25 protein-coding genes are annotated in these 25702 nt (G+C 70.4%); 13 read left to right on the top strand and 12 right to left on the bottom strand.

The window, feature by feature from the left end; translation table 11 throughout:
• Window positions 1-266: 266 nt before the first annotated feature.
• The 10 genes from ACFOGJ_RS03600 to pcaD all read right to left on the bottom strand — a co-directional run bounded on the left by ACFOGJ_RS03600 (window position 267) and on the right by pcaD (window position 10848).
• Complete coding sequence (locus ACFOGJ_RS03600) at window positions 267-1400, bottom strand: DUF1513 domain-containing protein (protein WP_379898202.1); 1134 nt, start codon at window positions 1398-1400, stop codon at window positions 267-269.
• Window positions 1387-2469, bottom strand: coding sequence for an imelysin family protein (locus ACFOGJ_RS03605; protein WP_379898204.1), 1083 nt, complete (start codon window positions 2467-2469; stop codon window positions 1387-1389). Before ACFOGJ_RS03605 ends, ACFOGJ_RS03600 begins: the two co-directional genes overlap by 14 nt.
• Complete coding sequence (locus ACFOGJ_RS03610; protein WP_379898205.1) at window positions 2466-4067, bottom strand: di-heme oxidoreductase family protein; 1602 nt, start codon at window positions 4065-4067, stop codon at window positions 2466-2468. The genes ACFOGJ_RS03605 and ACFOGJ_RS03610 overlap by 4 nt, the downstream gene beginning before the upstream one ends.
• A gap of 87 nt (window positions 4068-4154) precedes the next feature.
• The gene (locus ACFOGJ_RS03615) at window positions 4155-5369 is read right to left on the bottom strand and encodes an imelysin family protein (RefSeq protein ID WP_379898273.1); all 1215 of its coding nucleotides are present in this window, start codon (window positions 5367-5369) and stop codon (window positions 4155-4157) included.
• A 277-nt stretch (window positions 5370-5646) separates the two neighbouring features.
• A complete protein-coding gene (locus ACFOGJ_RS03620) occupies window positions 5647-6885 on the bottom strand; it encodes an MFS transporter (protein ID WP_379898206.1) in 1239 nt (412 codons plus the stop codon).
• 28 nt (window positions 6886-6913) lie between these two features.
• Window positions 6914-8248: a 3-carboxy-cis,cis-muconate cycloisomerase gene (gene pcaB, locus ACFOGJ_RS03625; protein ID WP_379898207.1), complete on the bottom strand. Its 1335-nt coding sequence runs from the start codon at window positions 8246-8248 to the stop codon at window positions 6914-6916.
• A 15-nt stretch (window positions 8249-8263) separates the two neighbouring features.
• Window positions 8264-8863 (bottom strand): protocatechuate 3,4-dioxygenase subunit alpha, encoded by a 600-nt coding sequence (gene pcaG, locus ACFOGJ_RS03630; RefSeq protein WP_379898208.1) that lies wholly within the window; start codon window positions 8861-8863, stop codon window positions 8264-8266.
• A gap of 32 nt (window positions 8864-8895) precedes the next feature.
• Window positions 8896-9612, bottom strand: a complete 717-nt coding sequence (pcaH, locus tag ACFOGJ_RS03635; RefSeq protein ID WP_379898210.1) for a protocatechuate 3,4-dioxygenase subunit beta — start codon at window positions 9610-9612, stop codon at window positions 8896-8898.
• A complete protein-coding gene (pcaC, locus tag ACFOGJ_RS03640; RefSeq protein WP_379898212.1) occupies window positions 9609-10028 on the bottom strand; it encodes a 4-carboxymuconolactone decarboxylase in 420 nt (139 codons plus the stop codon). Before pcaC ends, pcaH begins: the two co-directional genes overlap by 4 nt.
• Window positions 10021-10848, bottom strand: a complete 828-nt coding sequence (pcaD, locus tag ACFOGJ_RS03645; RefSeq protein ID WP_379898213.1) for a 3-oxoadipate enol-lactonase — start codon at window positions 10846-10848, stop codon at window positions 10021-10023. Before pcaD ends, pcaC begins: the two co-directional genes overlap by 8 nt.
• Window positions 10849-11044: 196 nt before the next feature.
• Between pcaD and ACFOGJ_RS03650 the strand changes: the two genes are divergently transcribed.
• The 8 genes from ACFOGJ_RS03650 to ACFOGJ_RS03690 all read left to right on the top strand — a co-directional run bounded on the left by ACFOGJ_RS03650 (window position 11045) and on the right by ACFOGJ_RS03690 (window position 18703).
• Window positions 11045-12991 (top strand): mechanosensitive ion channel family protein, encoded by a 1947-nt coding sequence (locus tag ACFOGJ_RS03650; protein WP_379898214.1) that lies wholly within the window; start codon window positions 11045-11047, stop codon window positions 12989-12991.
• A gap of 90 nt (window positions 12992-13081) precedes the next feature.
• Window positions 13082-14089 carry an alpha/beta fold hydrolase gene (locus tag ACFOGJ_RS03655; RefSeq protein ID WP_379898215.1) on the top strand — a complete coding sequence of 336 codons (1008 nt, stop codon included), beginning with the start codon at window positions 13082-13084 and terminating at the stop codon, window positions 14087-14089.
• A gap of 67 nt (window positions 14090-14156) precedes the next feature.
• Window positions 14157-14393: a dodecin gene (locus ACFOGJ_RS03660; RefSeq protein ID WP_379898216.1), complete on the top strand. Its 237-nt coding sequence runs from the start codon at window positions 14157-14159 to the stop codon at window positions 14391-14393.
• A gap of 18 nt (window positions 14394-14411) precedes the next feature.
• Window positions 14412-15344 carry a CHAD domain-containing protein gene (locus ACFOGJ_RS03665; protein WP_379898217.1) on the top strand — a complete coding sequence of 311 codons (933 nt, stop codon included), beginning with the start codon at window positions 14412-14414 and terminating at the stop codon, window positions 15342-15344.
• Between the two features lie 45 nt (window positions 15345-15389).
• Window positions 15390-16946, top strand: coding sequence for an NAD(P)H-dependent oxidoreductase (locus ACFOGJ_RS03670; protein ID WP_379898218.1), 1557 nt, complete (start codon window positions 15390-15392; stop codon window positions 16944-16946).
• Window positions 16947-17022: 76 nt separating this feature from the next.
• Window positions 17023-17328 (top strand): cupin domain-containing protein, encoded by a 306-nt coding sequence (locus tag ACFOGJ_RS03675; protein ID WP_379898220.1) that lies wholly within the window; start codon window positions 17023-17025, stop codon window positions 17326-17328.
• 60 nt (window positions 17329-17388) lie between these two features.
• Window positions 17389-18042: a glutathione S-transferase N-terminal domain-containing protein gene (locus ACFOGJ_RS30315; RefSeq protein WP_449288571.1), complete on the top strand. Its 654-nt coding sequence runs from the start codon at window positions 17389-17391 to the stop codon at window positions 18040-18042.
• A 34-nt stretch (window positions 18043-18076) separates the two neighbouring features.
• Window positions 18077-18703, top strand: a complete 627-nt coding sequence (locus ACFOGJ_RS03690) for a LysE family translocator (protein ID WP_379898221.1) — start codon at window positions 18077-18079, stop codon at window positions 18701-18703.
• 10 nt (window positions 18704-18713) lie between these two features.
• Here ACFOGJ_RS03690 and ACFOGJ_RS03695 read toward each other — a convergent pair whose 3' ends face one another.
• Window positions 18714-19079: a YciI family protein gene (locus ACFOGJ_RS03695; protein WP_379898222.1), complete on the bottom strand. Its 366-nt coding sequence runs from the start codon at window positions 19077-19079 to the stop codon at window positions 18714-18716.
• Between the two features lie 106 nt (window positions 19080-19185).
• Entirely contained in the window at window positions 19186-19887 is a 702-nt protein-coding gene (locus ACFOGJ_RS03700; RefSeq protein ID WP_379898224.1) for a FadR/GntR family transcriptional regulator, read from the bottom strand.
• Between the two features lie 242 nt (window positions 19888-20129).
• Here ACFOGJ_RS03700 and ACFOGJ_RS03705 point away from each other — a divergent pair, with 242 nt between their 5' ends.
• From ACFOGJ_RS03705 to ACFOGJ_RS03725, 5 genes are all read left to right on the top strand, one after another.
• A complete protein-coding gene (locus ACFOGJ_RS03705) occupies window positions 20130-21035 on the top strand; it encodes a fumarylacetoacetate hydrolase family protein (protein WP_379898226.1) in 906 nt (301 codons plus the stop codon).
• Between the two features lie 7 nt (window positions 21036-21042).
• On the top strand, window positions 21043-21828 hold the full coding sequence (locus ACFOGJ_RS03710; protein ID WP_379898227.1) for an alpha/beta fold hydrolase: 786 nt from the start codon (window positions 21043-21045) through the stop codon (window positions 21826-21828).
• 100 nt (window positions 21829-21928) lie between these two features.
• Complete coding sequence (locus ACFOGJ_RS03715) at window positions 21929-23209, top strand: metal-dependent hydrolase family protein (protein WP_379898229.1); 1281 nt, start codon at window positions 21929-21931, stop codon at window positions 23207-23209.
• Between the two features lie 19 nt (window positions 23210-23228).
• Window positions 23229-24248, top strand: coding sequence for a branched-chain amino acid ABC transporter permease (locus ACFOGJ_RS03720; protein ID WP_379898230.1), 1020 nt, complete (start codon window positions 23229-23231; stop codon window positions 24246-24248).
• A gap of 195 nt (window positions 24249-24443) precedes the next feature.
• The gene (locus tag ACFOGJ_RS03725) at window positions 24444-25652 is read left to right on the top strand and encodes a branched-chain amino acid ABC transporter permease (RefSeq protein ID WP_379898232.1); all 1209 of its coding nucleotides are present in this window, start codon (window positions 24444-24446) and stop codon (window positions 25650-25652) included.
• Window positions 25653-25702: the final 50 nt, after the last annotated feature.

Genomic DNA, 25702 nt, shown 5'->3' on the forward strand with positions numbered 1-25702 from the left:
CATTCCGCCAGAACGCTCGTTTCCAAGTAGAATCAATGCCATGCACCCCGTCATCCGAAATCGTGCCGGACAGCACTGGGTCGAGCCCCACGGGATTCACATATCGCTTCTCTTCGACGCGCCTCCCTGCTGCCGTCGCCCTCGGGCTTGACCCGAGGGGCATGTCGGGACGGGGAGGCCGCGCAGCTTCGCCGCCTTGCCACGGTCCTCGGCTCGGGGGCCGAGGATGACGGTGACGGTTGGAGTGCGGCGACAATCGAGCCGCGCTACAGCGCCAGCGCGTGGTTGTCCCAGTGCAGGGGGTGGCGGCCGACCGGTTCCGCGCCCGCGCGGGTGAGGTGGACCAGGTCGCCGCCGCCGCCGGTCGCCAGGAAGCCATCGCCCCAGGCGGCGAGGCCGCAGACATCCTCGATCGCGTGATGGGCCAGCGGCTGCAGGGTCGCGATATCCCACAGGGTGACGATGCTGCCGCGCGGCGACGAGGTGGCGACCAGGCGGCCATCGCCGCTGGCCATCACCGAGCCGATATAGGTGCGGTAGCGGGCGGACAGCGCCGGCGGCATCTCCAGTGCGGCCAGCCGGCCGGTGGCCGGATCGAAGACGGAGACCAGCGGCGGCAGGTCGGTCTTCGGCCCTTCGTACTGGCCGCCGATCCAGGCGCGCCCCCGCGCGTCAACCGCCAGATGGCGCAGCGACAGCTGGTGCAGCTTCGCCGGCAGGGCGTCCTGCGCGGCCAGTCGGCCGCTTCGGCTGTCCAGTAGCGCGACTGACGGTTCCATCGTGGGCAGGTTCAGCTTCGTGCGGCCATAGTCGGGATGGGTCTCGATGCCGCCATTGGCCACGACCAGGGTGCGGCCGTCCGGCAGCCAGTCGATCTGGTGCGGGCCGATGGCGCCGCTCTCCATCTCGCCCAGGCGGGCATAGCCGGCGGTCGCGTCGTACAGCCCGATCACCCCGCGCGCCCCGTCATAGTCGTTCTCACAGGCGTACAGGATGCTGCCGTCCGGGGAATAGACGCCATGGCCGTAGAAATGCCGGCCCTCCGGTGCGTCGAACCGCAGGGCGGCGACATCCGCGCCGTCCAGCGCCACAGCGAACCGGTCCGGGCGGCGGGCGAAGGCGGTCAGCCGGCCGCTGGCGGCATGCCAGGCGAAGCCGTGGCCGCGCCCGGGCAGGGCCAGCTGGAGGGAGATCCGGCCGTCGCCGTCGATCAGGCAGAGCGCGAAGCCACCGTCGGGCGCGGCGGCCGTCGCGGCGAAGCGCGGCAGCGCCGGTGCGGCCGTGCTGCGCCGTGGCAGCTGGGTGACGGCCAGCGCCCCGCATGCCATGGCCCCGGCCAGCAGCCGGCGCCGATCGATCCGAGAGGAAGCGGCGGCGCCGTCGGGCTCAGTCGCCGTCATAGGCATTGAACATCACCTTCATGCCGAGTTCGCCGGGCATCTGGTCCTGCAGCAGGCTGCGCAGCCGGTCGGTCAGCAGGGCGAGATAGTTGACCGGGCTGCGGCGTTCGGGATCGGCGGCGGCCTCGCCCAGCAGGCCTTCGACGGAATCCATCGCCGCGAAGCTGTTGCTGTAGACGGTGTCGATCGCCGTCTGCAGGGCGGGGGCCCGGTCGCGGGTGGCGGCGGAGATTCCGCCCAGGTCCGCCAGCATCTTCAGCCCCTGCAGGTTGGTCAGCAGCGCCACGTTGGTCAGCCCGCTGCGCCGGAACGGCGCCAGGTTGGGGCGGGCGTCCTCCGGCCCGGAGCCGATCACCGGCAGCAGCTTCTGGTCCCGCAGCGCATGGATGCCGGTGCCGGGGATGTCGGTGATCCGCACCGCCGCCTCCTCCGCATTCCGGTACAGCGGGTTCTCCGCCCCGGGGGACAGGAGCAGGGCGGAGAAGCCGTCCTCGTCCTGCCATTCGGCGGCAGCGGTGGCGGAAATGGCGGCGATATTGGCCGCCACAGCGGCGGCGAAGGCGCAGCGATAGCGGGCCGGTGCGGCGGCCAGGTCTTCGGCCCCGCTGCCGTAGAGCAGGAATTCCAGCGCGGGCAGGCCCTGCACGGCGATGCTCGCCTCCGCCATGCCCTCCGCGGTCAGCAGGCCGGGATCCTCTGCCGCCAGGTCGCGCTGCACATGGCGCAGGGTGATCCCCTTGCGGTCCGGCCAGAAGTAGAGCCGGTCGGCACGGTTCGCCTCCGTCATCGGGCCCAGGCGGACATATTCCACCCCGGACCAGGCCCGGACGGTGTCGGTGAAGGCCGCGCGGGCGCCGTCCAGTGCCACCGGCGACGGCGCCTCGCACAGCGCGCCGGTGCGGTCCCGCAGGATGGCGGAGGCTTCCGCGAGGGCGGCGAAGCCGGGCCGGATGTAATGGGTGAGCGCAGCCACGACCAGGCCGCGCAGGTCGGTGTCGGGCAGCGGTTCGGCAGCCTTGCCGGGCTGTGCCGAGGCGATCAGCAGGAGGATTGCGAGAAGGGCCTTCATAGCGACTCCAGGAAGCGGAGGAGGTCGGCGCGGTCGGCCGGCGGCATCGCCACCACCGCGTCGCGGGCGGCCTGTGCCTCGCCGCCATGCCAGAGGATCGCCTCCAGCAGGTTGCGGGCACGGCCGTCGTGCAGGAACAGGGTATGGTCGCTGACCGTTTCCGTCAGGCCGATGCCCCAGAGCGGCGCGGTGCGCCATTCGCGGCCCGAGGCATCGCCGACCGGCCGGCCGTCGGCCAGGCCGTCGCCCATGTCGTGCAGCAGGAAGTCGCTGTAGGGCCAGATCAGCTGGAAGTCGTGGCCCTTCTGCGCGGCATCGCGACGGGTGACGAATTTCGGCGTGTGGCAGCCGGTGCAGCCGGCCGCGTAGAACAGCTTCTTGCCGCGCAGCACCTGCGGGTCCTCGACATCGCGACGGGCCGGGACGGCGAGGTTGCGGGAATAGAAGGCGACCAGCTCGAGCACCGGGTCGGGCGCCTCGCTGTCGCCCAGCGCCGGCTGGATGCCGTCCGGCGCGGTGCGGCAGGCCGTCTGCGCCACGGTGCATTCGCCCCAGCCTTCGGGCCGCGGCGGGGAGGAGATGCCGATATCGCCGGAAAAGGCGTCGGAGGTCTGCTGGTGCAGGGTGGCGGTGGAGGCCTTCCAGCCGAAGCGGCCGAGCACGATCTCGCCGCTTTCCGGGTCGCGGACGAAGCTCGGCCGGCCGGAAATGCCGTCGCCGTCGGCATCGTCGGGATCGGCCAGCGCCAGGATATCGCCGGGATGGATCGCTTCCGCCAGACCCAGGCCGATCATCTGCGGCGCCACCCGCGGCGACAGCATCACGTCCGGATGCATGGGGCCGTAACCCAGGCTGGAGATCCTGTAGGTCGGTTTGCGCAAGTGCGCGACCTCGCCGCCGTTCAGTTCGACCGGGATCTCCTCGTAGGCAATCTCCATGCGGCCTTCGGGCGGGATGCCGGGCAGGCCCTTGTCCTGCAGCTGGCCGCCATAGACCGGCTCGGGAATGCGCAGCAGGCGCTTTTCGGCCAGGGCCTGGCGGTCGGCATCGGTCTGCGGCGGGATCGACAGCCGCAGGAACATCGATTCCGCGTCGCCGGTCTCTGCATTCTGGGGGGCGACGGCCGGCGGATGGCCGCGCCCGTCCTTCAGGTGGCATTGCTGGCAGGAGCGGGAGTTGAACAGCGGCCCCAGCCCGTCCGACGCCTGGGTGGAGGCGGGGGAAGAGACCCAGACCTTGCGGAACAGGGCGTTGCCGAGCTTGAAGCTTTCCTCCTCCTCGAAGCTCAGATTGTCGTGGAAGTTGGAGAAGGCGTCGCGGTTCACCAGCTTGCGCGAGGTGGTCGCGCCGGCCTGCATCGCCTCGAAGCGCTCCGCGACGGAGAAGTCGGTCGTGGGCGCAACCACGGCGGCCACACGGCTGCGGTCCTTCGGGCTCAGATCGTCTCTATGGGGCAGGGGGTCGGACGGCTGTGCCAGCAGCCCGCCGCCGCCGCATGCCAGCCCGGCCAGAAGTGCGAAGGCCGCCAGCCTTGCGGCTGGCGACCTCCGTCCTGCACTGAACAGCTGCCGGATCATGGTCTTGGTGTCGCTACGCACATGGTTCGGCGGCGTTCAGTCGAGAGAGAGCCGGCCGGCCGGCAATCATGGCTGCCGGCCGATACGGTCCTGATCGGAACGCTGCCCTTACTGGAACACCGCGTTCGGGTTGTCGAGGCTGTCGGAGCCTTCGACCGCGATCTGCTGCAGGCCCAGCGCCGGCACGATGCGCTCGATCGTGCGGGTCTGGGCGACCAGGGCGTCGATCGCCGCCTGGACGACGGCATTGCCCGCATCGTTGCCGCTGCCGATCATCTGGTCATAGGCCTCGCCACTCTCGGCGCGCGCCTTCATCGCCTGCATCGCGGCGATCGTGGCATCGAGCTGCTTGCGCATCTCCGCGTCCAGCTTGGCGTCTTTCGCCTTCACCAGCTCGGAGAGGCTGGCGCCGCCCACCGTGCTGCCGTCGGTGCGATCGTAGCGGCCGAGATAGACGTTGCGGATTCCCACCGCGTCGTAGAGGTGCGAGTTGTGGGTGTTGTCGGAGAAGCAGTCATGCTCCTCTTCCGGATCGTGCAGCAGCAGGCCGAGCTTCATCCGCTCGCCGGCCAGTTCGCCGTAAGAGAGGGAGCCCATGCCGGTGAGGATGGTGGCCAGGCCGCCTTCCGGCCCGCCTTCCATCAGCGCCTTGCGGGCCGCGCCGTCGGCATCCCAGTTCGCCACCATCTCCTTCAGGTCGGCGATCAGCAGCTCCGACGCCGCCTTCAGGTATGCCGCGCGGCGGTCGCAATGGCCGCCGGTGCAGGCATCGCCCTTCGCGAAATCGCTGGCAGGCCGGTCGCCGGCGCCGGCATCGGTGCCGTTCAGGTCCTGGCCCCAGAGCAGGAACTCGATGGCGTGATAGCCGGTGGCGACATTGGCCTCGACCCCGCCGGCCTCCTGCAGCACGTCCTGCAGCAGGGCCGGGGTGATGGTGCCGGCATCGATGGTCTCGCCGCCGACCTGGATCTGCGGGTTGGCGATCACGTTGACGGCGTAGAACCGGTTCACGTCGCTCTCTGTGCCGTAGGCGGCATCGACATAGTCGATCAGCCCCTCATCCAGCGGCCAGGCGTTCACCCGGCCTTCCCAATCGTCGACGATGGCATTGCCGAAGCGATAGACCTCGGTCTGCTGGTAGGGCACCCGGGCCGCCAGCCAGGCCTCGCGCGCGGCCTGCAGGGTCGCGTCGGTGGGGTCGGCGATCAGCTTCCCGATCGCGGCGTCCAGCGCCTCCGCCGTGGCCAGCGAGTCGGCATAGCCCGCCTGTGCGATATCGGCATAGGTCGTCAGCACGTCTTCGGCCTTCGGCGGTGCGGCCATCGCGCCGGACGTGGCCAGGCCCAGGCCCGCCGCCAGCAGGATCGCGCCTGCCGCCCGTCGGCCCGCCCGGCTCTGGCCCGTCGACCGGCCTGCCGCCGCCAGCTTGGCTGTCAACATGTATCTCTCCTTCGCAACTGACCGCGCCGGCCCGATTGGCCGGCCCGGTATTGATAAAGAAAGTGATAACCATTCGCAATAATGAGGCGGAGACCGTGGCAATTCGCCCGCCTCGGTCAGCCGTGGCAGATGGCCGGTCGGCGAACGAAGGGCGTCGAGGTCAGTCGGGGGCGACGCCCTGGCCGGGACGGCGGGAGATCGCGGCCGCGGTCCAGAAGCCGAGGGTCAGGACGGTGGCGCCGCCGACCAGAGCCAGCAGCACCGCGTCGTAGCTGCCGGTCGCCGACCAGAGCGCCGCGGCCGCCAGCGGCGCCAGCGCCATCGCCACCAGGGAAGGCGCGGTCAGCGCGCCGTTGATCGCGCCATAGGCCTGGCGGCTCAGCATCTCCGGTACCGCCAGGCCGCGGACGATGGTCATGATGCCGTTCGCGGCACCCCAGAAGGCGGCAACCACCACCAGCACGGCCAGCTGCGCCGGCAAAGCGGTAAAGGCGATCAGCGCCAGCGGGAAGATCGCGACGATCAGCGAACCGACCGTGCGGACCGGGGCGGTGGGCGCCAGCACCCAGATGGCGATCCGGCCCAGCACCTGGGCCGGCCCGATCACCGAAATCACCGTGACCACGCTGGCGGTCGTCATGCCGCGTTCCAGCAGCAGCGGATAGATGTGGAAGCTGAAGGCGGAGAAGGTCGCGGTGAAGGCGACGAAGGCGAAGGCCAGCAGCCAGAACACCGGCCGCCGGACCGCCCAGGCGACCGCCTTCCGGCCCTGCAGCGGTGGCGGCGCGTCGCGGGACGGCGGTGCTGCGACGGCATCGCGCGCCGGCCGGATCGCCCAGAAATACAGGCCGGCGGTCAGGATCACGTTCAGGCCGCCGAGCGCGATCAGCGCGCCGCGCCAGCCGAACTGGTCCAGCAACAGCTGGATCAGCGGTACGAAGACCGTGCTGGCGAAGCCGCCCCACAGGGTGATCGCGGTGATGCCACGGCGCGCCTGATCGGGGCCGACCCGCCGCATCGTCACCGCGAAGGCGGGCTCGTACAGGGTGGCGGCCTGCACGCAGCCCAGGCAGACGAAGATCGCGTAGAACAGGATCAGGCTGTCGACCTGCGACCAGGCCAGCAGCAGCAGGCCGCCCAGGACCGCGCCCAGGCCCATCACCAGCCGGCCATGGCCGCGGTCGATCGCGGCACCCACCGGATAGGCCGCCAGCCCCGACACCCCGAGACCGATGCTCGCGGCCAGGTAGATCTCGGATTTCGACCAGCCCAGTTCCGGCCCCATCATCTGGGCCATCAGCGGGAAGCTGTAGAACAGGGTACCCCAGGAACAGATCTGGCCGATGCCCAAGGCGGTGATGAACGGCCGGTGTCGCGGCGGCGCGCCCGCGGGCGGCATGGCGGAGGGTGTCGCGGCGGCCAATCCGTCAGGCCCGGGACGCGGCGAGGGCGCCGTCGATGAAGCTGTCGGCGGCACCCAGATAGCCGGCCGGGTCCTTCAGCGCCTGCCAGTCGACCGGTGCATCGGTCATCCCGGCCAGCAGGTCCATCAGGTGGCGGTCTTCCGCCAGGGCAGTGAGGCTGGCCCGCTTCACCAGGTCCTGCGCCTGCGGCCGTGGCATATGCGCGGCCAGGGCGAAACTCGCCGCCTCCGCCAGCAGCAGGCCGTTGGAAGCGTCCAGGGTGGCGCGCATCCGGTCGGCGTCGACCTGCAGCCCCTCGGCCATCGCCGCCGCGTGGCGCAGTGCTGCACCGGCGGCGACCAGCATCTGCGGCAGGGCGAGCCATTCCTGCTGCCAGGCGGCACCGTCGCGTTCCTGTGCATGGACCAGCGCCTGATGCATCTGCCCGACCATGCCGGCATTGAAGCGGGCGAGCGCCACCAGCGCCTCGGCAGAGACCGGGTTGGCCTTCTGCGGCATCGTGCTGGAGCCGCCGCGGCCGGCATCGCCGCTCTCGCGCATCTCCGCCACCTCGCTCTGCGCCAGCAGCATCGCGTCCTGGCCGAACTTGCCCAGCGCGCCGGTGGTCAGCGACAGCCAGCCGGCCAATTCCGCCGGCCCGTCGCGCTGCGCATGCCATGGCATGGCCGGCAGGCCCAGGTCCAGTTCCTCCGCCAGCGCCGCCGCGACGGCGGGGCCGCGATCCTGCAGCGCGGCGAGGGTGCCGGCGGCGCCGCCGAACTGTAGCAGCAGCAGGCGCGGCCGCAGCTCCGCCAGCCGGGTGCGCTGGCGCACCAGCGGCAGCAGCCAGCCGGCCGCCTTCAGGCCGAAGCTGACAGGCACCGCCTGCTGGGTGCGGGTGCGGCCGGCCATCACCGTGGTGCGGTGGCGGTCGGCGAGTCCGGCCAAGGCCGAGATCAGCGCGGCGAGCCGGCCATCGAACAGGTCCAGCAGGTCGCGCAGGCGCAGCACCAGGCCGGTATCGACGATGTCCTGGCTGGTGGCGCCGAAATGCACATGGGCGGCGGCCTCGCCGCCGACGGCGGCGCGCAGCTGCGCCACCAGCGCCGGCACCGGCACCCCGGCATCGGCGCTGCCCTCGGCCAAGGTCGCCGGATCCAGGTCGAGCCCGGGCACCACCGCAGCGATGCGGTCGGCCGCGTTGGCCGGGATCAGGCCCAGCCGTCCCTGCGCCACCGCCAATGCGGCCTCCACCCGCAGCATCGCCGCGACCGCGGCGCGGTCGTCCAGCAGCGCGACGCTGTCGGGGTCGGACAGCAGGCTGCCGGTCAGGGTGGAATCAAGCGGGGTCAGGCCCATTGGTCCGGGTGCCGGTCAGACTTCGAAGAACACGGTTTCCCGGTCGCCCTGCATGCGGATGTCGAAGCGGTAGACGGTGCCGTAGCTGGTCTCCTCCCGCTGCGCCAGCAGGGTGTCGCGGCGCTCCGCCGGCACTGCCTGCAGCACCGGGTCGGCGGCATTGGCGGCTTCTTCGTCGGCGAAGTAGATCCGCGTATAGGCGTGGGTCAGCAGGCCGCGCATCATGACGATGACATTGACATGCGGTGCCTGGCCGTCGCGGCCGCCCGGCTTCACCGTCTCGAAGACAAAGCGCTTCTGCGGGTCGGTGCCGGTGCCCATGCGGGCAAAGCCGGTGAACGTGGCGTTCGGCCGGTTCGGATCCGCCGGGTGGGCGTAGCGGCCCTTCGCGTCGGCCTGCCAGATCTCGATCATGGCGTCGCCGATCGGCTGGTTCTCGCCGTCGAAGACCTGGCCGACGATCCTGATCCGCTCGCCCTCGGTCTCCTCGTCCACGGTGATGCCCGCGGCGATCTGCGCCAGCGGATAATTGTACTGCTCCGGCGTCAGGCCATAGGCGAAATAGGGGCCGACGGTCTGCGACGGGGTCTGGCCCCGGGTCTTCTGTTCGGTCATCTGCGTCTTGCCTGGTTCTCGTTCCGGGGCGCTCAGTCTTCCATGGGGGTGGCGGCGGGGCCGCGCAGGACGATGTCGAAGACATAGCCCAGCGCATAGTCCGGCTGCGTGACGTCCAGCGAGAATTCCGCGATCAGCCGGTCGCGCGCCCCCTCCGGCGTGCCCAGGAAGATCGGGTCCAGCGGCAGCAGCGGATCGCCGGGGAAATACATCTGCGTCACCAGCCGGCTCTGGATCGACGGCCCGAACAGCGACAGATGGATATGGTTCGGCCGCCAGGCGTTCCGGTGGTTCGGCCAGGGATAGGCGCCCGGCTTCACGGTCTTGAAGCTGTAGACCCCGTCGGCATCGGTCGCACAGCGCCCGGCGCCGAGGAAGTTCGGGTCCAGCGGCGCATCGTGCTGGTCCACGACATGCACGTAGCGGCCGGCGGCATTGGCCTGCCAGACCTCGACCAGGGTGTTGGGGACCGGCCGGCCGGCCTCGTCCGTCACCCGGCCGGACACGATGATGCGCTCGCCCAGCGGCTCGCCGTTCTTCATCGCGTTGCGGGTCAGGTCCGCGTCCAGCGGCCCGACGGCGTCATGGCCGAACACCGGCCCGGTCCGCTCCGACAGGCTTTCCGGCAGCGGCACCAGCGGCTTGGTGGGGCCGCGCAGCACCGTCGATTTGTAGCCGGGATGGATGAAGGGGGGATGGCTGTCCCAGTCGCGCGGGGTCGTTCGCCCGCCCTGCTTGGCGTCGCTCATTTCGTCTTCTCCTGTCGATCCGCTCCGCCTTCGGCCATGCCGGCATAGGCGGACTTGGCGACCTTGATCGCGGCATTGGCCGCCGGCACCCCGGCATAGACCGCGACATGCAGCATCGCCTCTTTCACATCCTCCGGCGTAGCGCCGGTATTGGCGGTGGCGCGGACATGCATCGCCACCTCGTCGTGATGGCCCAGCGCGGCCAGCAGCGCGATGGTGATCAGGCTGCGCTCGCGCTTCGTCAGGCCCGGCCGCGACCAGACCGACCCCCAGGCGCCCTCGGTGATGAAGCGCTGGAAATCCGCGTCGAAGGGGGTGACGGCCTGCGACGCGCGGTCGACATGGGCATCGCCCAGAACCGACCGGCGGATCCGCATGCCGGTGTCGTAGCGGTCGTCGGCGCCGGACTCAGACAAGGCCGTTTTCCTTCAGGAAGGCGGTGATCTCCGCGCCCAGCGCTTCCGGCGCTTCGACGCAGGGGATGTGTCCGGGGCCGTCCAGCACCGCCAGCCGTGCGCCCGGCACCAGGTCGGCCAGCCCCTGCACCACCTCTGGCGGGGTGGAGCCGTCGTTGGAGCCGGCGATGCACAGCACCGGCATCTTCAGGCCGGCGGTCTGCGCCGTCAGGTCGGCGTCGCGGAGCGCGGCACAGGTCGCCGCATAGCCCTGCAGCGGGGTGCGGGTCAGCATGTTGCGCCAGGCGGCCAGCTCCTCGCCCCGCTCGGACCGGAAGGCAGGGGAGAACCAGCGCTCCATCACCGCATCGGCCATGCCCTCGATGCCGCCCGCCTCCAGGCCCGCGATGCGCTGTGCCCACATCTCCGCCGTGCCGATCACATGGGCAGTGCAGCAGAACACGGCGCCCCGGATCACGTCGGGACGGGTCGCGGCGATGCCCTGCGCGATCATGCCGCCGACCGACAGGCCGACCACCACCGCCTGCGACACGCCGGCATGGTCCAGCAGGCCGGACAGGTCGCCTACCAGGTCGTCGATGGCATAGGGGCCGGGCGGGCAGTCGGACAGGCCGTGGCCGCGCTTGTCGTAGCGCAGGATCCGCAGGCCGGCCGGCAGGTGCGGCAACAGCGGGTCCCAGACCCGCAGGTCGGTGCCCAGCGAATTGGCGAAGACGAGGGCCGGGCCGGCGGTGCCGCCCCCCGTGCCGCCCCCCGCGCCGCCTTGGGCGCCGGTGTCGCTGTAGTGCAGGACAGTCGAACCGATCCTGGCCGCCTGCATGGCATTCCTCCCCCTCAGGCCGTGAAGTCTTGCAGCGCGCCTTTTTGGGCCTCCCGGCCGTTCAGGGCAAGGGGTGCGGCCGGAAGACGCGGACCGTCCGGCGGGCCGGCGCCGCGGGCGGCTGCGGAACCTCGGGCGGGGCCGGTCCGTTTGCAGGCCTGCACGCCTGCTCCCCCTACGTCCGAACGGGAAACGGATGACGTCGAAACCGCGTCGCCGGCGGCTTCCGCCGGCCATCACCATCGCCGCCCTTCTGGCCTGCCTGCTGGCCGCCGCCATCCCGGGGGCAGGGGTGGGACCGGCGGTGGCGCAGCCCGAGGTCCCGGGCACCGCGACGAAGAAGGTGGCGGGACCGGACGAGAAGTCGGCCCTGGACAACCTGCTGGCGGCACTTGAATCGGGCGGCAACCTGCTGATCGGGCTGATGCGTCCGGCGCAGGAACAGGGCACCCTGCAGGATCCCCGCTGGAACGGGCTGGAAAGCCCGCGGCAGACGGTGCTCACCTTCCTGGAGGCGATGCACCAGGTCGGCCTGGGCTACGACGAGGCCTGGCCGCGGGCCCTGAAGACCCTGGACCCACCGGAAGGCACCGATACCGCCGCCGCCCGCGGCATGGCGGTGCAGCTGCGCGACGTCCTGGAACGCTTCCCGCCGATCGCCGCCGTCGACCTGCCCGGGAAGGAGGAGGCGGAGGGACGCTTCCGCCGCTTCGAGCTGTTCCCGCGGGGCCTGCCGCACGACTGGATCTGGCAGCGGCTGGAGGATCCGCCGGAACAGCGCCTGGCCCTTGTCGAGGGCAGCGACGGGCTGTGGCGCTTCTCCTCGCGCAGCCTGGCGGAGCTGCCGGCCCTGCATGCCAGCCTGATCCGCCTGCCGCCGATCTACCAGGAGACGGAGCGCGGGCAGCGCTTCCTGCAGGTCTTCGACCCGACCGTGGAGGAGACGCCGTGGTGGGGCTGGCTGGCGCTGCTGGCCGCGCTCGCCGCGGGCTATGGCGCGGCGCGGCTGCTGCGCAGCGGCAGCGCCCGGCTCTGCCGCAGGCTGGACCGGGCGGAGCGGCCGGTCGCCGCCGCAATCGCCCGCGGCGCCGGGACCCCGGCGGCGCTGTTCGTCTTCTCCATCCTGCTGACGGTCGGGCTGGCCTATGTCCAGTTCGGACCGGCGCTGCAGAACCTGCGCTGGGACATCCTGCAGGCTCTGATGGTGCTGACCGGCTGCTGGCTGCTGATCGAACTGATCGACCTGGTCTCCGCCCTGGTCCAGGCCCGCCTGTCGCGCCGCAACGACAGCCGCTTCGAGCGCATGGCGGTGACCGCGCTGCGCCGCGCATTGCGGGCCTTCGTTCTGGTGCTGCTGGCGATCTTCCTGCTGCAGAACCTGGTCGGCATCGACATCGGTGCCTTCCTGGCCGGTGTCGGCATCATCGGCCTGGCGATCTCGCTTGCCGGCCAGGACTCCATCAAGAACCTGTTCGGCGCCCTGTCGATCTTCATCAATCGGCCCTTCGTTGTCGGCGACTGGATCCGCTTCGAGGGCAAGATGGGCGAGCATCTGGGCGAGGTGGAGGATATCGGCATGCAGGCCACCGTGCTGCGGGAGATCGGCGGCGACGTGACGACGATACCGAACATGCTGTTCATCGACCGGGAGGTCGACAATCTGTCCGCCCGCAGCTTCATCCGCCGGCAGATGGACATCGCGCTGCCCTACCATTCGAGGCCGGAGGAGGTCGGCCGCGCCCTGGAGGTCGTGGAAGGGGTGCTGCGCGACGACGAGGTCGCCGCCGATGCCCTGGTCGACCTGCAGGACCGCGGGCCGGAAGTCAGCTTCTCCGGCTTCGGCGCCTATGCGCTGAACATCCGCGCCTATCACTGGTACCTGATGGGCGAACGCGGCGAGGTGCAGCGCGACAGCGACCGGGGCTGGTACAGCTATCTGAAGCACTGCTCCATGGTGAACCGGAAGCTGTTCGAGGCTTTCGACCGGGCCGGCCTGGACTTCGCCTTCCCGACCCAGACCCTGGAACTGCGCGGCGCCGACGGTCCGGCCCTGCGCCTGCAGGACGACCGGCCGGCCGTCCGCGGCCCGTCCGGCCCGCAGCGGGATGCGGTGCCGGAGCGCCGGGCGGCGGCGCGCAGTTAGGCAGGCAGCCCGGCGACCGTCTTGTGGAGCTTGCCTACTCCCGTCATCCGGTCCGAGAATGCAGGCGGAACCGGGGCGATGGAGGGGCGGATGAACCAACAGACATTCCAGCTGGGCGATTTCGCCCTGCAGAAGGGCGCGGTCCTGCCGAACGCCCGGATCGGCTATGCCACCCTGGGCAAGCTCAATGCGGCGAAGGACAATGTGATCCTGGCGCCCAGCTGGTTCACCGGCCAGCCGGCCGACGTGGCCGCGGTGATGACCGGCGCCGGCCGGGCGATGGACCCGGACAGGTACTTCATCGTGATCCCCAACCATTTCGGCGGCGGCGTGTCCTCCTCGCCGTCGAACACGCCGCCGCCGTTCGAGCAGGTGCGCTTTCCGCGGGTCACCACCTACGACAATGCGGTGGCGCAGCACCGCCTGCTGACCGAGGGGCTGGGGATCGAGAAGGTCCGGCTGGCATCCAGCTGGTCGATGGGCGCCTGCCAGGTCTATGCCTTCGCCGCCCTGTTCCCGGACATGGTCCAGGCGCTGGCGCCGATCGCCGGCTCGGCACGCACCGGCGCTTTCAACAAGGTCTTCCTGAACGGCATCCGCCAGGCGGTGATGGGCGATCCGGCCTGGGCGGGCGGCTTCTACGGCGCCCGGCCGCCGGTCGACGGCCTGCGGCAGATCGGCCGCATCTATGCCGGCTGGGGCTTTTCGGAGGCGTTCTACGCCAAGGAAATCTACAAGGCGTTCGGCCATCCGACCCTGGAAGCGCATATCGAGCTGTTCTGGGAAGCCTTCTTCCTGAAATGCGACGCCAACAACCTGCTGGCGCAGATGTGGACCTGGTACACCAACGACCTGGGCGACCATCCGAATTTCGGCGGCGATTTCGAGAAGGCCCTGTCGGGCATCACCGCACGCACGATCGTTCTGCCGGGGTCGACCGACAGCTATTTCCCGCCGCACGACAATGCCTACGAGGTGTCCTGCATGCCGAACGCGGAATGCCGGCCGGTGCCGACGGACTGGGGCCATATGTGCCCGATCAACGGCGAGGACCAGGCCTTCATCGACACCGCGCTACGGGAACTGCTGGCGGGGTGAACGGAGCGGCCGGGCGGAGCGGCCGGCACGGAACCGAGGCGGCATCCGCGACGTTGTCCAGGCACCCATGAACAGCAAACGGGTGGAGGAAGAAATGGACAACGTCTATGCGGTTTCCGAAGTGGTCGGCTCGTCCAAGAGCAGCGTCGAGGAAGCGATCGACAATGCCATCGGCACGGCCGGCAAGACCCTGAAGAACCTGGAATGGTTCGAGGTCAGCGAGATCCGCGGCCATATCGAGGACGGCAAGGTCGGCCATTACCAGGTCGGTCTGAAGCTCGGCTTCCGCTACGAGAAGGGCTGAGGACGGCGGGTCGGCCCGATGTCCTACCGGCTCGATCCCGCGGCGCCCCTCGGCGAAGAGCTGCTGCGTGTCTGTGACGCGCAGGCAGGCCAGGCGGTCGCCGCGCTGACGGAACGGCCCGACGGCCTGGGCGAGGCGGTGCACGATGCGCGCAAGGCCTGCAAACGGCTTCGTGCTGTGCTGCGCCTTGCCCGGCCGGCCCTGGCCAATGCCTATGGCCGGGAGAATGCGCGCTATCGCAATGCCGCGGCCCTGCTGTCGGACCTGCGGGACGCCGACGCCCTGCTGGAGAGCGCCGGCGACTTGCGCGACCGGCTGGGCGGTGCGGTGAAGGCGCCGCTCTTCAATCGCCTCCGCAGGGCCCTGGAGGCACGTCGGGACGCCCGGTACGCCGCGGCGGGCGATGCAGAAGCTTTGTGCAGCGACGTGGCGGCCCGCATCGACGGTGGCCGGGCGGTGCTGACCCAACTCGACTTTCCCGACCGCCCGGAGCCGCTGGTGGCGGGCTTGTGCAAGACCTACACGCGTGGCCGCAAGGCCTACCGCACCTGTCGGGAGGCGCAGGATGCAGCCGTCTCGGAAGGGGCCGAACCCTTCCACGAATGGCGCAAGCGGGTGAAGTATCACGGCTATCACCTGCGCTTGACCGCCGCGGTCTGGCCGCAGGAGGCGAAGCTGCAGCGCAAGGCGTTCAAGGAACTGGCCGATCTTCTGGGCGACGACCACGACATTGCCGTCTTCCTCGCCGCCGACGCGGCGGAAGGCGGCTTCCTGGCCGATCCTGCCGAGGCGCAGGTGCTGCGCGGGGCCCTGGCCCAGCGCAGCACCATGCTGCGCCGGGCGGCGCTGGAGCTTGGCGCGGTGCTGTTCGCGGAACCGCCGTCTGAGCTGGCGCAGCGCCTCTCCGACCTCTGGCAGCCCGGGCTCCTGGCTCAACGGGATGCCGCCTGAAGACGGCGCCTGCCCAGTGACCGCCTACTCTGTGACGGCCTACTCGTGACATATCCCGATGCGCCTGGGCCGGGTGCCGGCGCAGCGCCTCGTATCCTGGTGATCCAGGGCCATCCGCGGGCGGGTTCGCTGTCGGATGCGCTGGCGGATGCCTATCGTGCCGGGGCGGAGCGGGCGGGCGCGACTGTGCGCAACCTGGTGCTCCGCGACCTTCACTTCGACCGCGACGTCACCGCCGCTCATATCACCGCCCAGATGCAGGAGCCGGACCTGGTCGCGGCCCGCGAGGCGATGCTCTGGGCGCAGCACCTGGTCTTCGTCTGGCCGACCTGGTGGGCCGGTCCGCCGGCGCTCGCCAAGGCGTTCCTGGACCGGGTGCTGCTGCCCGGCTTCGCCTTCGAGGAGACCTGGGAGACGATGTCCGGTTTCCGCGGCCTGCTGGGGCCGCGGACAGCGGAACTGCTCACCACCATGGACACGCCGGCACCGGTCTACCGCTTCGTCTACGGCCGGCCGGGCCACAATGCACTGGCGCGGGCGACCCTGGGCTTCTGCGGCGTCGCGCCGACCCGCATCGCCAGCTTCGGGCCGGTGAACAGTTCGACGGCGGCGCAGCGCGCCCACTGGCTGGCGCAGGTGGAGGCGGACGCCGCGGAGCTGCGCGGCCTGTGCATCGGGCCGGCGCACCGTCTCGGCCGCATCGTCGCGCCCTGGCTGCAGGCGCTGCGGCTGCAGTTCTACCCGATGACCTGGGCCGCCTATGCGGTCGGCGCGCTACTGGCCGGCGGGCCGGAGGCCATGTCGACCTGGCGCTTCTGGCTGGGCTATCTGGTGCTGTTCCTGCTGGAAACCGCGACGGTGTTCGTCAACGAACTGGTCGACGCGCCCTCGGATCGCATCAATCGCCATTTCGGCCCCTTCAGCGGCGGTTCCCGGGTGCTGGTCTCGGGGCGACTGACCGTGCCCGCCCTGCGCCGCGGCGCCTGGCTCTGCGGCACCGGCGCCGTCGTCGCGGCGGCCGGACTCTGCGCCGCCGCGCCGGCGCCCCTGCCATTGGCCCTGGCACTGGCCGCCCTGGCGGTCCTGGCGATCGGCTATACCCTGCCGCCGGTGAAGCTCTCCTGGCGCGGCCTGGGGGAGCTGGACGTCGCCGTGACCCATTCCATCGGCGTGATGCTGCCCGGCTTCCTGCTGTTCGGCGGCGGCTGGGCCGATCCGGCACCGTGGTGGCTCGCTTTGCCGCTCGGCCTGTCGATCCTGCCGGCGATCATCCTCTCCGGCCTGCCGGACCGGCCGGCCGACGCGGCGGCGGGCAAGCGGACCCTGGCGGTCCTTCTCGGTCCCGCCGGGGCCACGGGGCTGGCGATGATCGCGCTGGCCCTCTCCGCCGTACTGCCTGGCCTCTTCCTCTGGTCGGACCTGGCCCTCGGCCTCTACGATCCGGTCGCGGTGCCCGTGCTGCTGCACGGCCTCTGGCTGCTGTGGCTGCTGGCGCGGCGCCTGCGCAGCGGCCGGCTGGACGGGCGGATGAACGGCCTGATGGGCCTCGCGCTGGCCTATATCCTGTGGTTCACCCTGTCGCCGCTGCTTCTGCTGTGGTGACCGCCGGACGCCCCCTCTGTGGCAGGCCGGCGTGAGCTGTGCTGTAGTCGCCTAAGGATCGAGGGAGTGACCTTTCATGACCGAGGATGAGACCGGGATCGTCGGTGCGCCGCAGGCCAATGTAGCCGCTTTCGAGGCGCAGCTGGCCGCCGACGGTTTCGAAATCCTGCCGCGTGACCTGGCCGCCGGTACGGTGGTGCCGGACCATGTACATGATTTCGAGGTGCGCGCCCTGGTGACCGGCGGCGCCATCGACATCATCCGCGACGGCGAAAGCCGTACCTACCGGGCGGGCGAAATCTTTACCGTGGCGCGTGGCGAACCCCATGCGGAACGTATCGGTCCCGACGGCGCGCGCTATATCGTCGGCCGCCGGGCCTGACCGCAGTCGCCGGCCGCCGCGCGGGCGGGTCCCGCTGCCTTCAGGATGAATGAGCGTCCGATGTACCGGCTGCTTTCGGCCACCCCCAGCCCCTATGCCCGCAAGGTGCGGGTGGCGCTGATCGAGAAGGGCATCCCCTTCGACCTTGTGACGGAAATCCCCTGGCATCCGGGCAGCGAGACGGAGCGGCTGAACCCGCTGCAGAAGCTGCCGGTGCTGCTGGCCGACGGTGCGGAACCGGTCTGGGATTCGTCGCTGATCCTGGACTGGCTGGAGCTGCGCCATCCGGAGCCGCCGCTGCTGCCGGCCGATCCTGAGGCCCGCTTCGCCGCGCGGCGTTTCGAGGTGCTGTCGGCCGGGATCTGCGACGCGGTGGTGCTGATCCTGATGGAGCGCCTGCGGCCGGAAGGATCGCGCAGCGCCCCCTGGATCGACCGCCAGATGCGCAAGGTCGCCGGAGGGCTGGCGGAACTGGCGCGGACGGTGCCGGATGCCCCGCCCATTTTGCCTGGACCGGGCCCGGATGGCGGCTTCGGCCTGGCCGATATCGCGGTCGGCTGTGCGCTCGGCTATCTGGGCCCGCGCCTGCCGGAGCTGGACTGGCGCAGCGCCCATCCGGGCCTTGCCGCCTTCCTCGATGCCTGCGAGGCGCGGCCGTCCTTCGCGCAGACGATGCCGGTGCCGCAGGCGATCGATGCGGCGCTGGTGGTATGAGCAGTCCGGGACGAGAGGCAGGGGAGAGAGGTGCATGATCGACCAGGTGACCCTGCTGACCTATCTGGCGGTGCTGCTGGGCTTCGTCCTGATCCCGGGACCTGCTGTCCTGCTGACCGTGGCGCGGGCGTCGGCTTCCGGCATCCGGGCGGGTCTGGCCACCGGCCTGGGTATCGCGCTTGGCGACATTGCCCATACCGCCTTTGCCGTGATCGGCCTGTCCGCGGTGATCCAGACGTCCGCGCTCGCCTTCGCGATGGTGAAATATGCCGGGGCCGCCTATCTCGTCTGGCTCGGCATCCGCGCGATCCTGGACCATCGGCCGCTGTCGATCGGCACCGGCGGGCCGCCTTTGTCCGCGGGGCGGGCCTTTCGACAGGCGACGCTGGCAGAGATCCTGAACCCGAAATCGGCCCTGTTCTTCCTGGCCTTCCTGCCGCAGTTCGTGCGGCCGGAGAACGGCCCGGTGGCCTTGCAGCTCACCATCCTGGGCCTGCTGTTCGTGGCCATGGGTCTGCTCAGCACGGTTCTGTTCGCATTTGCCGCGGGGCAGGTGGGCGGCTTCCTGCGGCGCAACCCTGTCGTTGCGCGCTGGCAGGGGCGGGTGACCGGTGCGATCTTCTGCGGCCTCGGCGTGAGGCTGGCGCTGCAGGAACGGTGAGACCGGCCCGTCAATCCTCGCCGAAATCCGCCGGCTCGTAGAGCGGCCGGATCTCGACCTCGCTGGGCCCCGGCATCGGGTTGGGGCAGCGCCTGACCCAGGCGATTGCTTCCTCCATGTCTTTCACCTGCCAGAGCCAGAAGCCGGCGACCAGTTCCGAGGTGGCGGCAAAGGGCCCGTCGATGACGGTACGGTCCGCGCCATCGAACGCCACCCGCTTGCCCGCCGAGGAAGGCTTCAGGCCGTCGCCCGTCAGAAGGATGCCGGCCTTCGCCAGTTCCTCGTTGAAGCGGCCCATTGCCGCCATCATCGCAGGGTCCGGCATGCCGCCCGCCTCGCTGTCGGGTGTCGCCTTCACCAGCACCATCACGCGCATCGTTCCGCTCTTCCGTTCCGCACGAGGCCATCGGCCTCACTGCCGGTACGACGCGCACCGGGCGGCGCGGGCGACAGGCGTGGCAGAAAATTTCCGGGCGGCGGACTCATACCACCGCGAACACCCGGTCGCGGACCGCCAGCAGGTGTTCGCGCATGTGATGGGCGGCGGCGTCCATGTCGCGGCTGGCGATGGCGTCCAGGATCGCGCGGTGCTGGATGTCGAACAGGGCACGGTGCGGGCCGACCTTGGTCTCGCGCTTCTTCTGCATCCATTCCGGCATCTCCCGCTGGTGGGAGATGATGCTGGCGATATGGGTCAGCAGGCCGTTGCGGCAGGCATCCATCACCCCCTTGTGGAAGCGGCCGTCCCAATGCTCGAAGGTCTCGACAGTGTCGGCGGCCTCCATCCCCTCCACGGCGCGGCGGATCGCGGCCAGTTCCGCGGGACCGGCGCGGCTGGCCGCCATCGCCGCTGCATGCGGTTCCAGCAGCAGGCGTACCTCCATCACGTCGCCGGGGCCGACATGCTCGATCATCCGCAGGAAGGCGTCGGCGTCGAGGATCCGCGCGCTCTCGGAATCGATGCCGCCCTCGGTGCCGTTCACCACCCGGCTGCGGCTGCCGCGGCGCTGGATCAGCCCCTCCGCCTCCAGGTCGGTCAGGGCGCGGCGCACCGTGTTGCGGGCGGCGCCGAGCTGGGCGGCCAGGTCGCGTTCCGCCGGCACCCGCATGCCGGCGCTCCAGTCGCCGGACTGGATGCGGCGGCGGATATCGCTGCGCACGCGATCGTTGGGAAGGGGGGCCAAGGGCGAACCGATCCGGGTAAGGCGGCCTTGCGAGCCAGTTTGAACCAAATTGGTTCAAGCCTAGTGCCGTTGCGCCGCTGTCGCCAGGAGATTCCGTCTTTACTTTCGGCCCGCCGGGTGCCAGCCTTCGTGAACCGCGACGGGGAAGGAACCTCCGCGATTGAGCCAAATGCACTGTTTTGGTTCAATTAAAGGGACCAAGGGAATGGCGCCGGCCCCGGCCGGCGGCGGGAGGGAAGCCGGTGCACTACGTGACCTTCAACGATGGCGGCCATCGCATGGTCGGCCGCCTGGATCCGGCGGGCGGCACCGTGCAGCCGCTGGAGCTGGGGCTGGAGGATGCCGATCTCGGCGTGCTGGCGCTGGCGCGGCTAGCCGTCGCCGGGGTCGATCCGCAGCCGGTCGGCCCGGCCGTGCGGCTGGCCGACGTGACCCTGGAGGCACCGGCGCCGCGGCCCCTGCGCAACGTCTTCTGCGTCGGCAAGAACTATCACGAACATGCCGCGGAGTTCGCGAAGTCCGGCTTCGATTCGAGCATGTCGGCCGGTGCCGCCGCGTCGCCTGATTATCCGATCATCTTCTCCAAGGTGCCCGAATGCGTGGTGCCGAACGGCGCGGAGATCGCCTTCGATCCGGCGGTTTCCGAAGCCATCGACTATGAGGGCGAGCTGGCCGTGATCATCGGCCGCGGCGGGCGCGGCATCGCCGCAGCCGACGCGATGGCCCATGTCTGGGGCTATACCATCGTAAACGACGTCACCGCCCGCGACATCCAGAGCCGGCACAAGCAGTGGCTGCTGGGCAAGTCCTTCGACACCTTCTGCCCGATGGGGCCTATGGCCGTGACGGCGGACGAGATCGACCTCGCCGATACACGCCTGCGCACCTGGGTGAACGGCGAGCTGCGCCAGGACGCGAGTACCCGCGACATGATCTTCGACGTGCCGGCGATCATCGCGGCGATTTCCGCCGGCACCACCCTGATCCCCGGCGACATCATCGCGACCGGCACGCCCGTCGGCGTCGGCATCGGCTTCGACCCGCCGAAATACCTGACGGCCGGCGATGTCGTGAAGGTGGAGATCGACGGCATCGGCGTGCTGGAAAACCCGGTCCGCCACATCGCAGCGGGCGAGAAGGCGGCCTGAGCGCGCGATGGCGACCTTCCATGCAGGCGGCATGCAGGTGGAACGCGACGGCGCGGCGGGCGGTGTGCCGGTCGTGATGATCCACGGCCTGGGCGGCACCTCCAACAGCTTCACCCCGCAGATGAATGTCTTCGCCCGCGGCTTCCGCTGCTACCGGCCCGATCTGCCTGGCTCCGGCCGCTCGCCGCTGCCCAAGGACGGGCGCCTGTCGATCGACGGCTTCGTGGCGGCGGTGCTGGCCCTGGCCGACGCGGAGGGGCTGGAGCGCTTCCACCTCTTGGGCCATTCGCTGGGCACCATCGTCTGCCAGCATCTGGCGGTGCGGGCGCCGGGGCGGGTGGCTTCCATGGCGCTGATCGGCGCGCTGCCGGCACCGCCGGAGGCGGCGCGCGCCGGCCTGCGCACCCGCGCCACCGAGGCCCGCGCCGACGGTATGGCGGGGATCGCGGATGCGGTCTGCGCCGGCTCCACGTCGGCGGCGAGCAAGGCCGACCAGCCGGTCGCCATCGCCGCGGTGCGGGAGAGCCTGATGCGCCAGCCGGCGGAGGGTTATGCCGCCACCTGCGAGGCGCTGGCCGATGCGCGGCCCGCCGCACTGGACGGCATCACGGCGCGCTGCCTGCTGATCGCCGGCGCCGAGGATCCGGTGGCGCCGCCGGCGGTGGGGCAGGCATTGGCCGACGGCCTGCATGAGGCGCGGCTGGTTGTGCTGCCGCGCTGCGGCCATTGGCCGAACTTCGAGCGCGCGGCCGAGGTGAACCGGGAGCTGCGGCACTTCCACCGGGTGCACTGACGCTTCAGGATGACGATCCGGGCGCAGCGACGCCCGCAAGAACGAAACGACAAGGGCGCGCTGCGGCGCGGCCAGGGCAGGAAACCAGAGGGAGGGGCCGATGCCCAACATCCTCTTCAGCAATGTCCGGATCCTCGACGGCTCCGGCGACTATCCCTATGCCGGTGAGGTGCTGGTGCAGGGCAACCGCATCCGCCAGGTCGGCCGCGGGCCGCGCAGCATCCCGACCATGGGCGCGACGGTGATCGACGGTGCCGGCGCCACCCTGATGCCCGGCCTGACCGACGCGCACTGCCATTTCTCCTGGAACGACCAGGCCAGTCTGGAAGCGATCCAGATGATGCCGCCGGAGGAACATACCCTGTTCGCGGCGAAGGTGGCGAAGACCCTGCTGGACTCAGGCTTCACCTCCTGCGTCGGCGCCGCGGCGGCGAAGCCGCGGCTGGACGTGGTGATCCGAAACGCGATCAACGACGGCACCATCCCCGGCCCCCGCTACCTGGCCAACGGGCAGGAGATCGCCACCCATGGCGGGCTGGGCGACAGCGCGCCGCCGCACCTGGACTATCCGGAAATGTCCTTCGGCGCGCTGGTCAGCGGGCCGGAGGAGATGCGCCGCACCGTGCGCCAGTTCCTGAAATACGGCGTCGACCTGATCAAGCTGAACCTGTCGGGGGAGGAGATCGCAGGTGTCGGCGCGGAAGAGACGGTGATGTCGGAGGAGGAGGTGGCGATGGCGGTCACCGAGGCGCATCGCCGCGGCAAGCGGATCTGCGCCCATGCCCGCAGCGCCGAATCCGTGAAGATGTGCGTCCGCCACGGCATCGAGATCATCTACCACGCCTCCTTCGCCGACGAGGAGGCGCTGGACATGCTGGAGGCCGCGCGGGACCGCCACTTCGTGGCGCCGGGCCTGGCCTGGCTGCTGCACACCAGCCGCGACGCCGGCGACTATGGCGTCGACCCGAACGGGCCGATGGCGATGATGTACCGGCGCGAACTGGACACGGCGGTGGAGACGATGTCGAAGATGCACCGCCGCGGCATCCGCGTGCTGCCCGGCGGCGATTACGGCTTCGCCTGGATCCCGCACGGCACCAATGCCCGCGACATCCAGTACTTCGTGGAGATGGTGGGCATGTCGCCGATGGAGGCGATCGTCGCCGCGACCCGCCGCGGCGGCGAGATCATGGGATCGCCGGACGAACTCGGCATGGTGCGCGAGGGCTTTCTGGCCGACCTGATCCTGGTCGATGGCGACCCGGTCGCCGATGTCCGCATCCTCAGCCAGCGCGACCGGATCCTGGCGATCATGAAGGACGGCAAGTTCCACCGCGAACCGGAAGTGATGTCGGCGCGCCGCACCCGCATCGCCTCCTGACCGCCGCACCTGCGCCCGTATGTCCGCACCGCTTCATCTGACCCTGGGTCGCCTGCTGCGCCCGAACCGTCCCTGGCTCTGGCTGCTGCTGGGGGCGGTGGTCGTGGTATTGGGCGTCGTGCTGGTGGCGAACGCCGATGCCGGCGGGCGCAAGCTGTTCCTGAACACCCTGCTGAACGGGCTGACCCTGGCGGCGCTCTACTTCCTGGTGGCCTCCGGCTTCACCCTGGTCTTCGGGCTGATGCGCAACGTCAACCTGGCGCATGGCTCGCTGTTCCTGCTGGGCGCTTATATCGGCTTCGACGCGGCGGAGGCGACGGGTTCCTGGTTCGTCGGCGTCGGCGCCGGCTTCATCGCCATGGCGCTGGCCGGGGTGGTGCTGCAGCTGGTGGTGTTCCGGCGGATGGAGGGGCAGGACCTGCGCCAGACCCTGGTCACCATCGGCCTGTCGATCGTGCTGGCCGACGTGATGCTGTGGATCTGGGGCGGCAATACCTACCAGTTCAGCCCGCCGGACTGGCTGTTCGGCGCCGCCACCCTGCCGATCGAGCTGGCGCAGCGCTCCAACGGCGCGATCATCTGGATGAAGTACCCGACCTACCGGCTGGCACTGCTGGCGGCGGCGATCGTCATCGGCGTCGGGCTCTGGCTGCTGCTGAACCGCACCCGCATCGGCATGATGATCCGTGCCGGCGTGGACGACCGCCAGATGCTGCAGGCCTCCGGCGGCAACGTTCACCTGGTCTTCGCCTTCGTCTTCGCGATCGGCGCCGGCCTGGCCGGCCTGGCCGGCGTGGTCGGCGGCACCGCGCTCTCCATCGCACCGGGGGAGGATGTGCGCTACCTGCTCGCCTCCCTTGTCGTGGTGATCGTCGGCGGCATGGGCTCGGTGACCGGCGCGGCGATCGGCGCCCTGCTGATCGGCCTGGCGGAGCAGTTCGGCCTCGCCTATTCGCCGACCTACGGCGTCGTCTACACCTTCCTGATCATGGTGCTGGCACTCGCCTTCCGGCCGCAGGGGATCATGGGCCGTGCGTAGGGGACTGGACAGCGGGAACGGCGGGCCGCGCGGCGCCTCCCTCTTCCCCGTCATCCTCGGGCTTGACCCGAGGATCGCGACGGGACAGCGACGCTGTGGGGCGGTGGCATGTCACCGCCGGCGCTGGGATCCTCGGGTCAAGCCCGAGGATGACGGCCACTATTGTGCGGGCGTCATGCACCAGGAGGCGGCGTGATGGCGCAGTCGGAGCAGGTGCCGCCGCGCCGCCTGGCCGCCACCGTCGACCGGCGGCTGCAGGCGGCGCAGCGGCGGCCCCAGGCGATGCGGGGCGGTGCCGCGGGCAGCACGCAGGGGCCGGGCTGGGTCGGCCGCGGGCCGCGGCTCGACGATCCGCTGGGACTGCGCAATCCGGTGCGGGTGCCCCGGCTGGGGCTGAACCCGTGGTACCTGGCACTGGCGGTGGTCCTGATCGCCTGGCCGTTCCTCACCGGCGACTTCTTCACCTTCCAGGTCGGCGCCTATGCGCTGGTGCTGGGCACCCTGTCGCTGTCGCTGATGTTCCTGGCCGGCTATGGCGGCATGGTCAGCCTGGCGCAGATGACGGTGGCCGGCATGGCCGGCTACATGCTGTCGATCTTCGGCGAGAGCAATATGGGGCTGGGCCTGGACTGGTGGCTGGCGCTGCCGATCGGCATCCTGGTCGCGACCGCCTTCGCCACCCTGGTCGGCCTCCTCTCGGTGCGGACGGAGGGGATCTACACGATCATGATCACCCTGGCGATCGGCACCGCCTTTTTCTATTTCGCCCGCCAGAACTACGAGATCTTCAACGGCTTCAACGGCTTCGCCCAGGTGGCGCCGCCGCAGCTCTTCGGCATCGACTGGCGGTCGCCGGTGGCGTTCTACTTCCTGGCGCTGGGGGTCGCGGTGCTGGCGTTCTGCGCCGTGCTCTATGTCGCGCGCTCCACCTTCGGTCTGTCGATGCAGGCGATCCGCGACAATCCGCGGCGGATGTCGGCGCTCGGCTTCAACGTCACCGCCCATCGCGTCGCGGCCTATGCGCTGGCCGGCCTGCTGGCGGCCCTGGCCGGCATCCTGCTGGTCTGGTTCAACGGCCGCATCTCGCCCGGCTCGGTGGACGTGCAGCGCATCATCAACGTGCTGGTGATCGCCGTGATCGGCGGCCTGCGCCATCCGATCGGCCCCTTCCTGGGCGCCATCGTCTTCGTGCTGCTGGAGAATTTCGCCATCGACCTGATCGACCGGGAGCGCTTCAACCTGGTCATCGGCGGTGCCTTTCTGCTGATCGTCTTCTTCTCGCCCGACGGCCTGCTTGGCCTGTGGGACCGTGCGCGCGAGCTGCTGTCACGGCCCCGCGACGCGCTGCAGCAGCGGCGCGCCGTGCGGGAGAGGGATCCGGTTCCCCGCCGGTACGACCAATAGGGGATTTCAGGCCCGGCAATGGGCCAAACGCCCGCAAGGGCGCAAACCAT

It is taken from the genome of Marinibaculum pumilum, from assembly GCF_042646425.1.
Classification (GTDB): Bacteria; Pseudomonadota; Alphaproteobacteria; order Ferrovibrionales; family Ferrovibrionaceae; genus Marinibaculum; species Marinibaculum pumilum.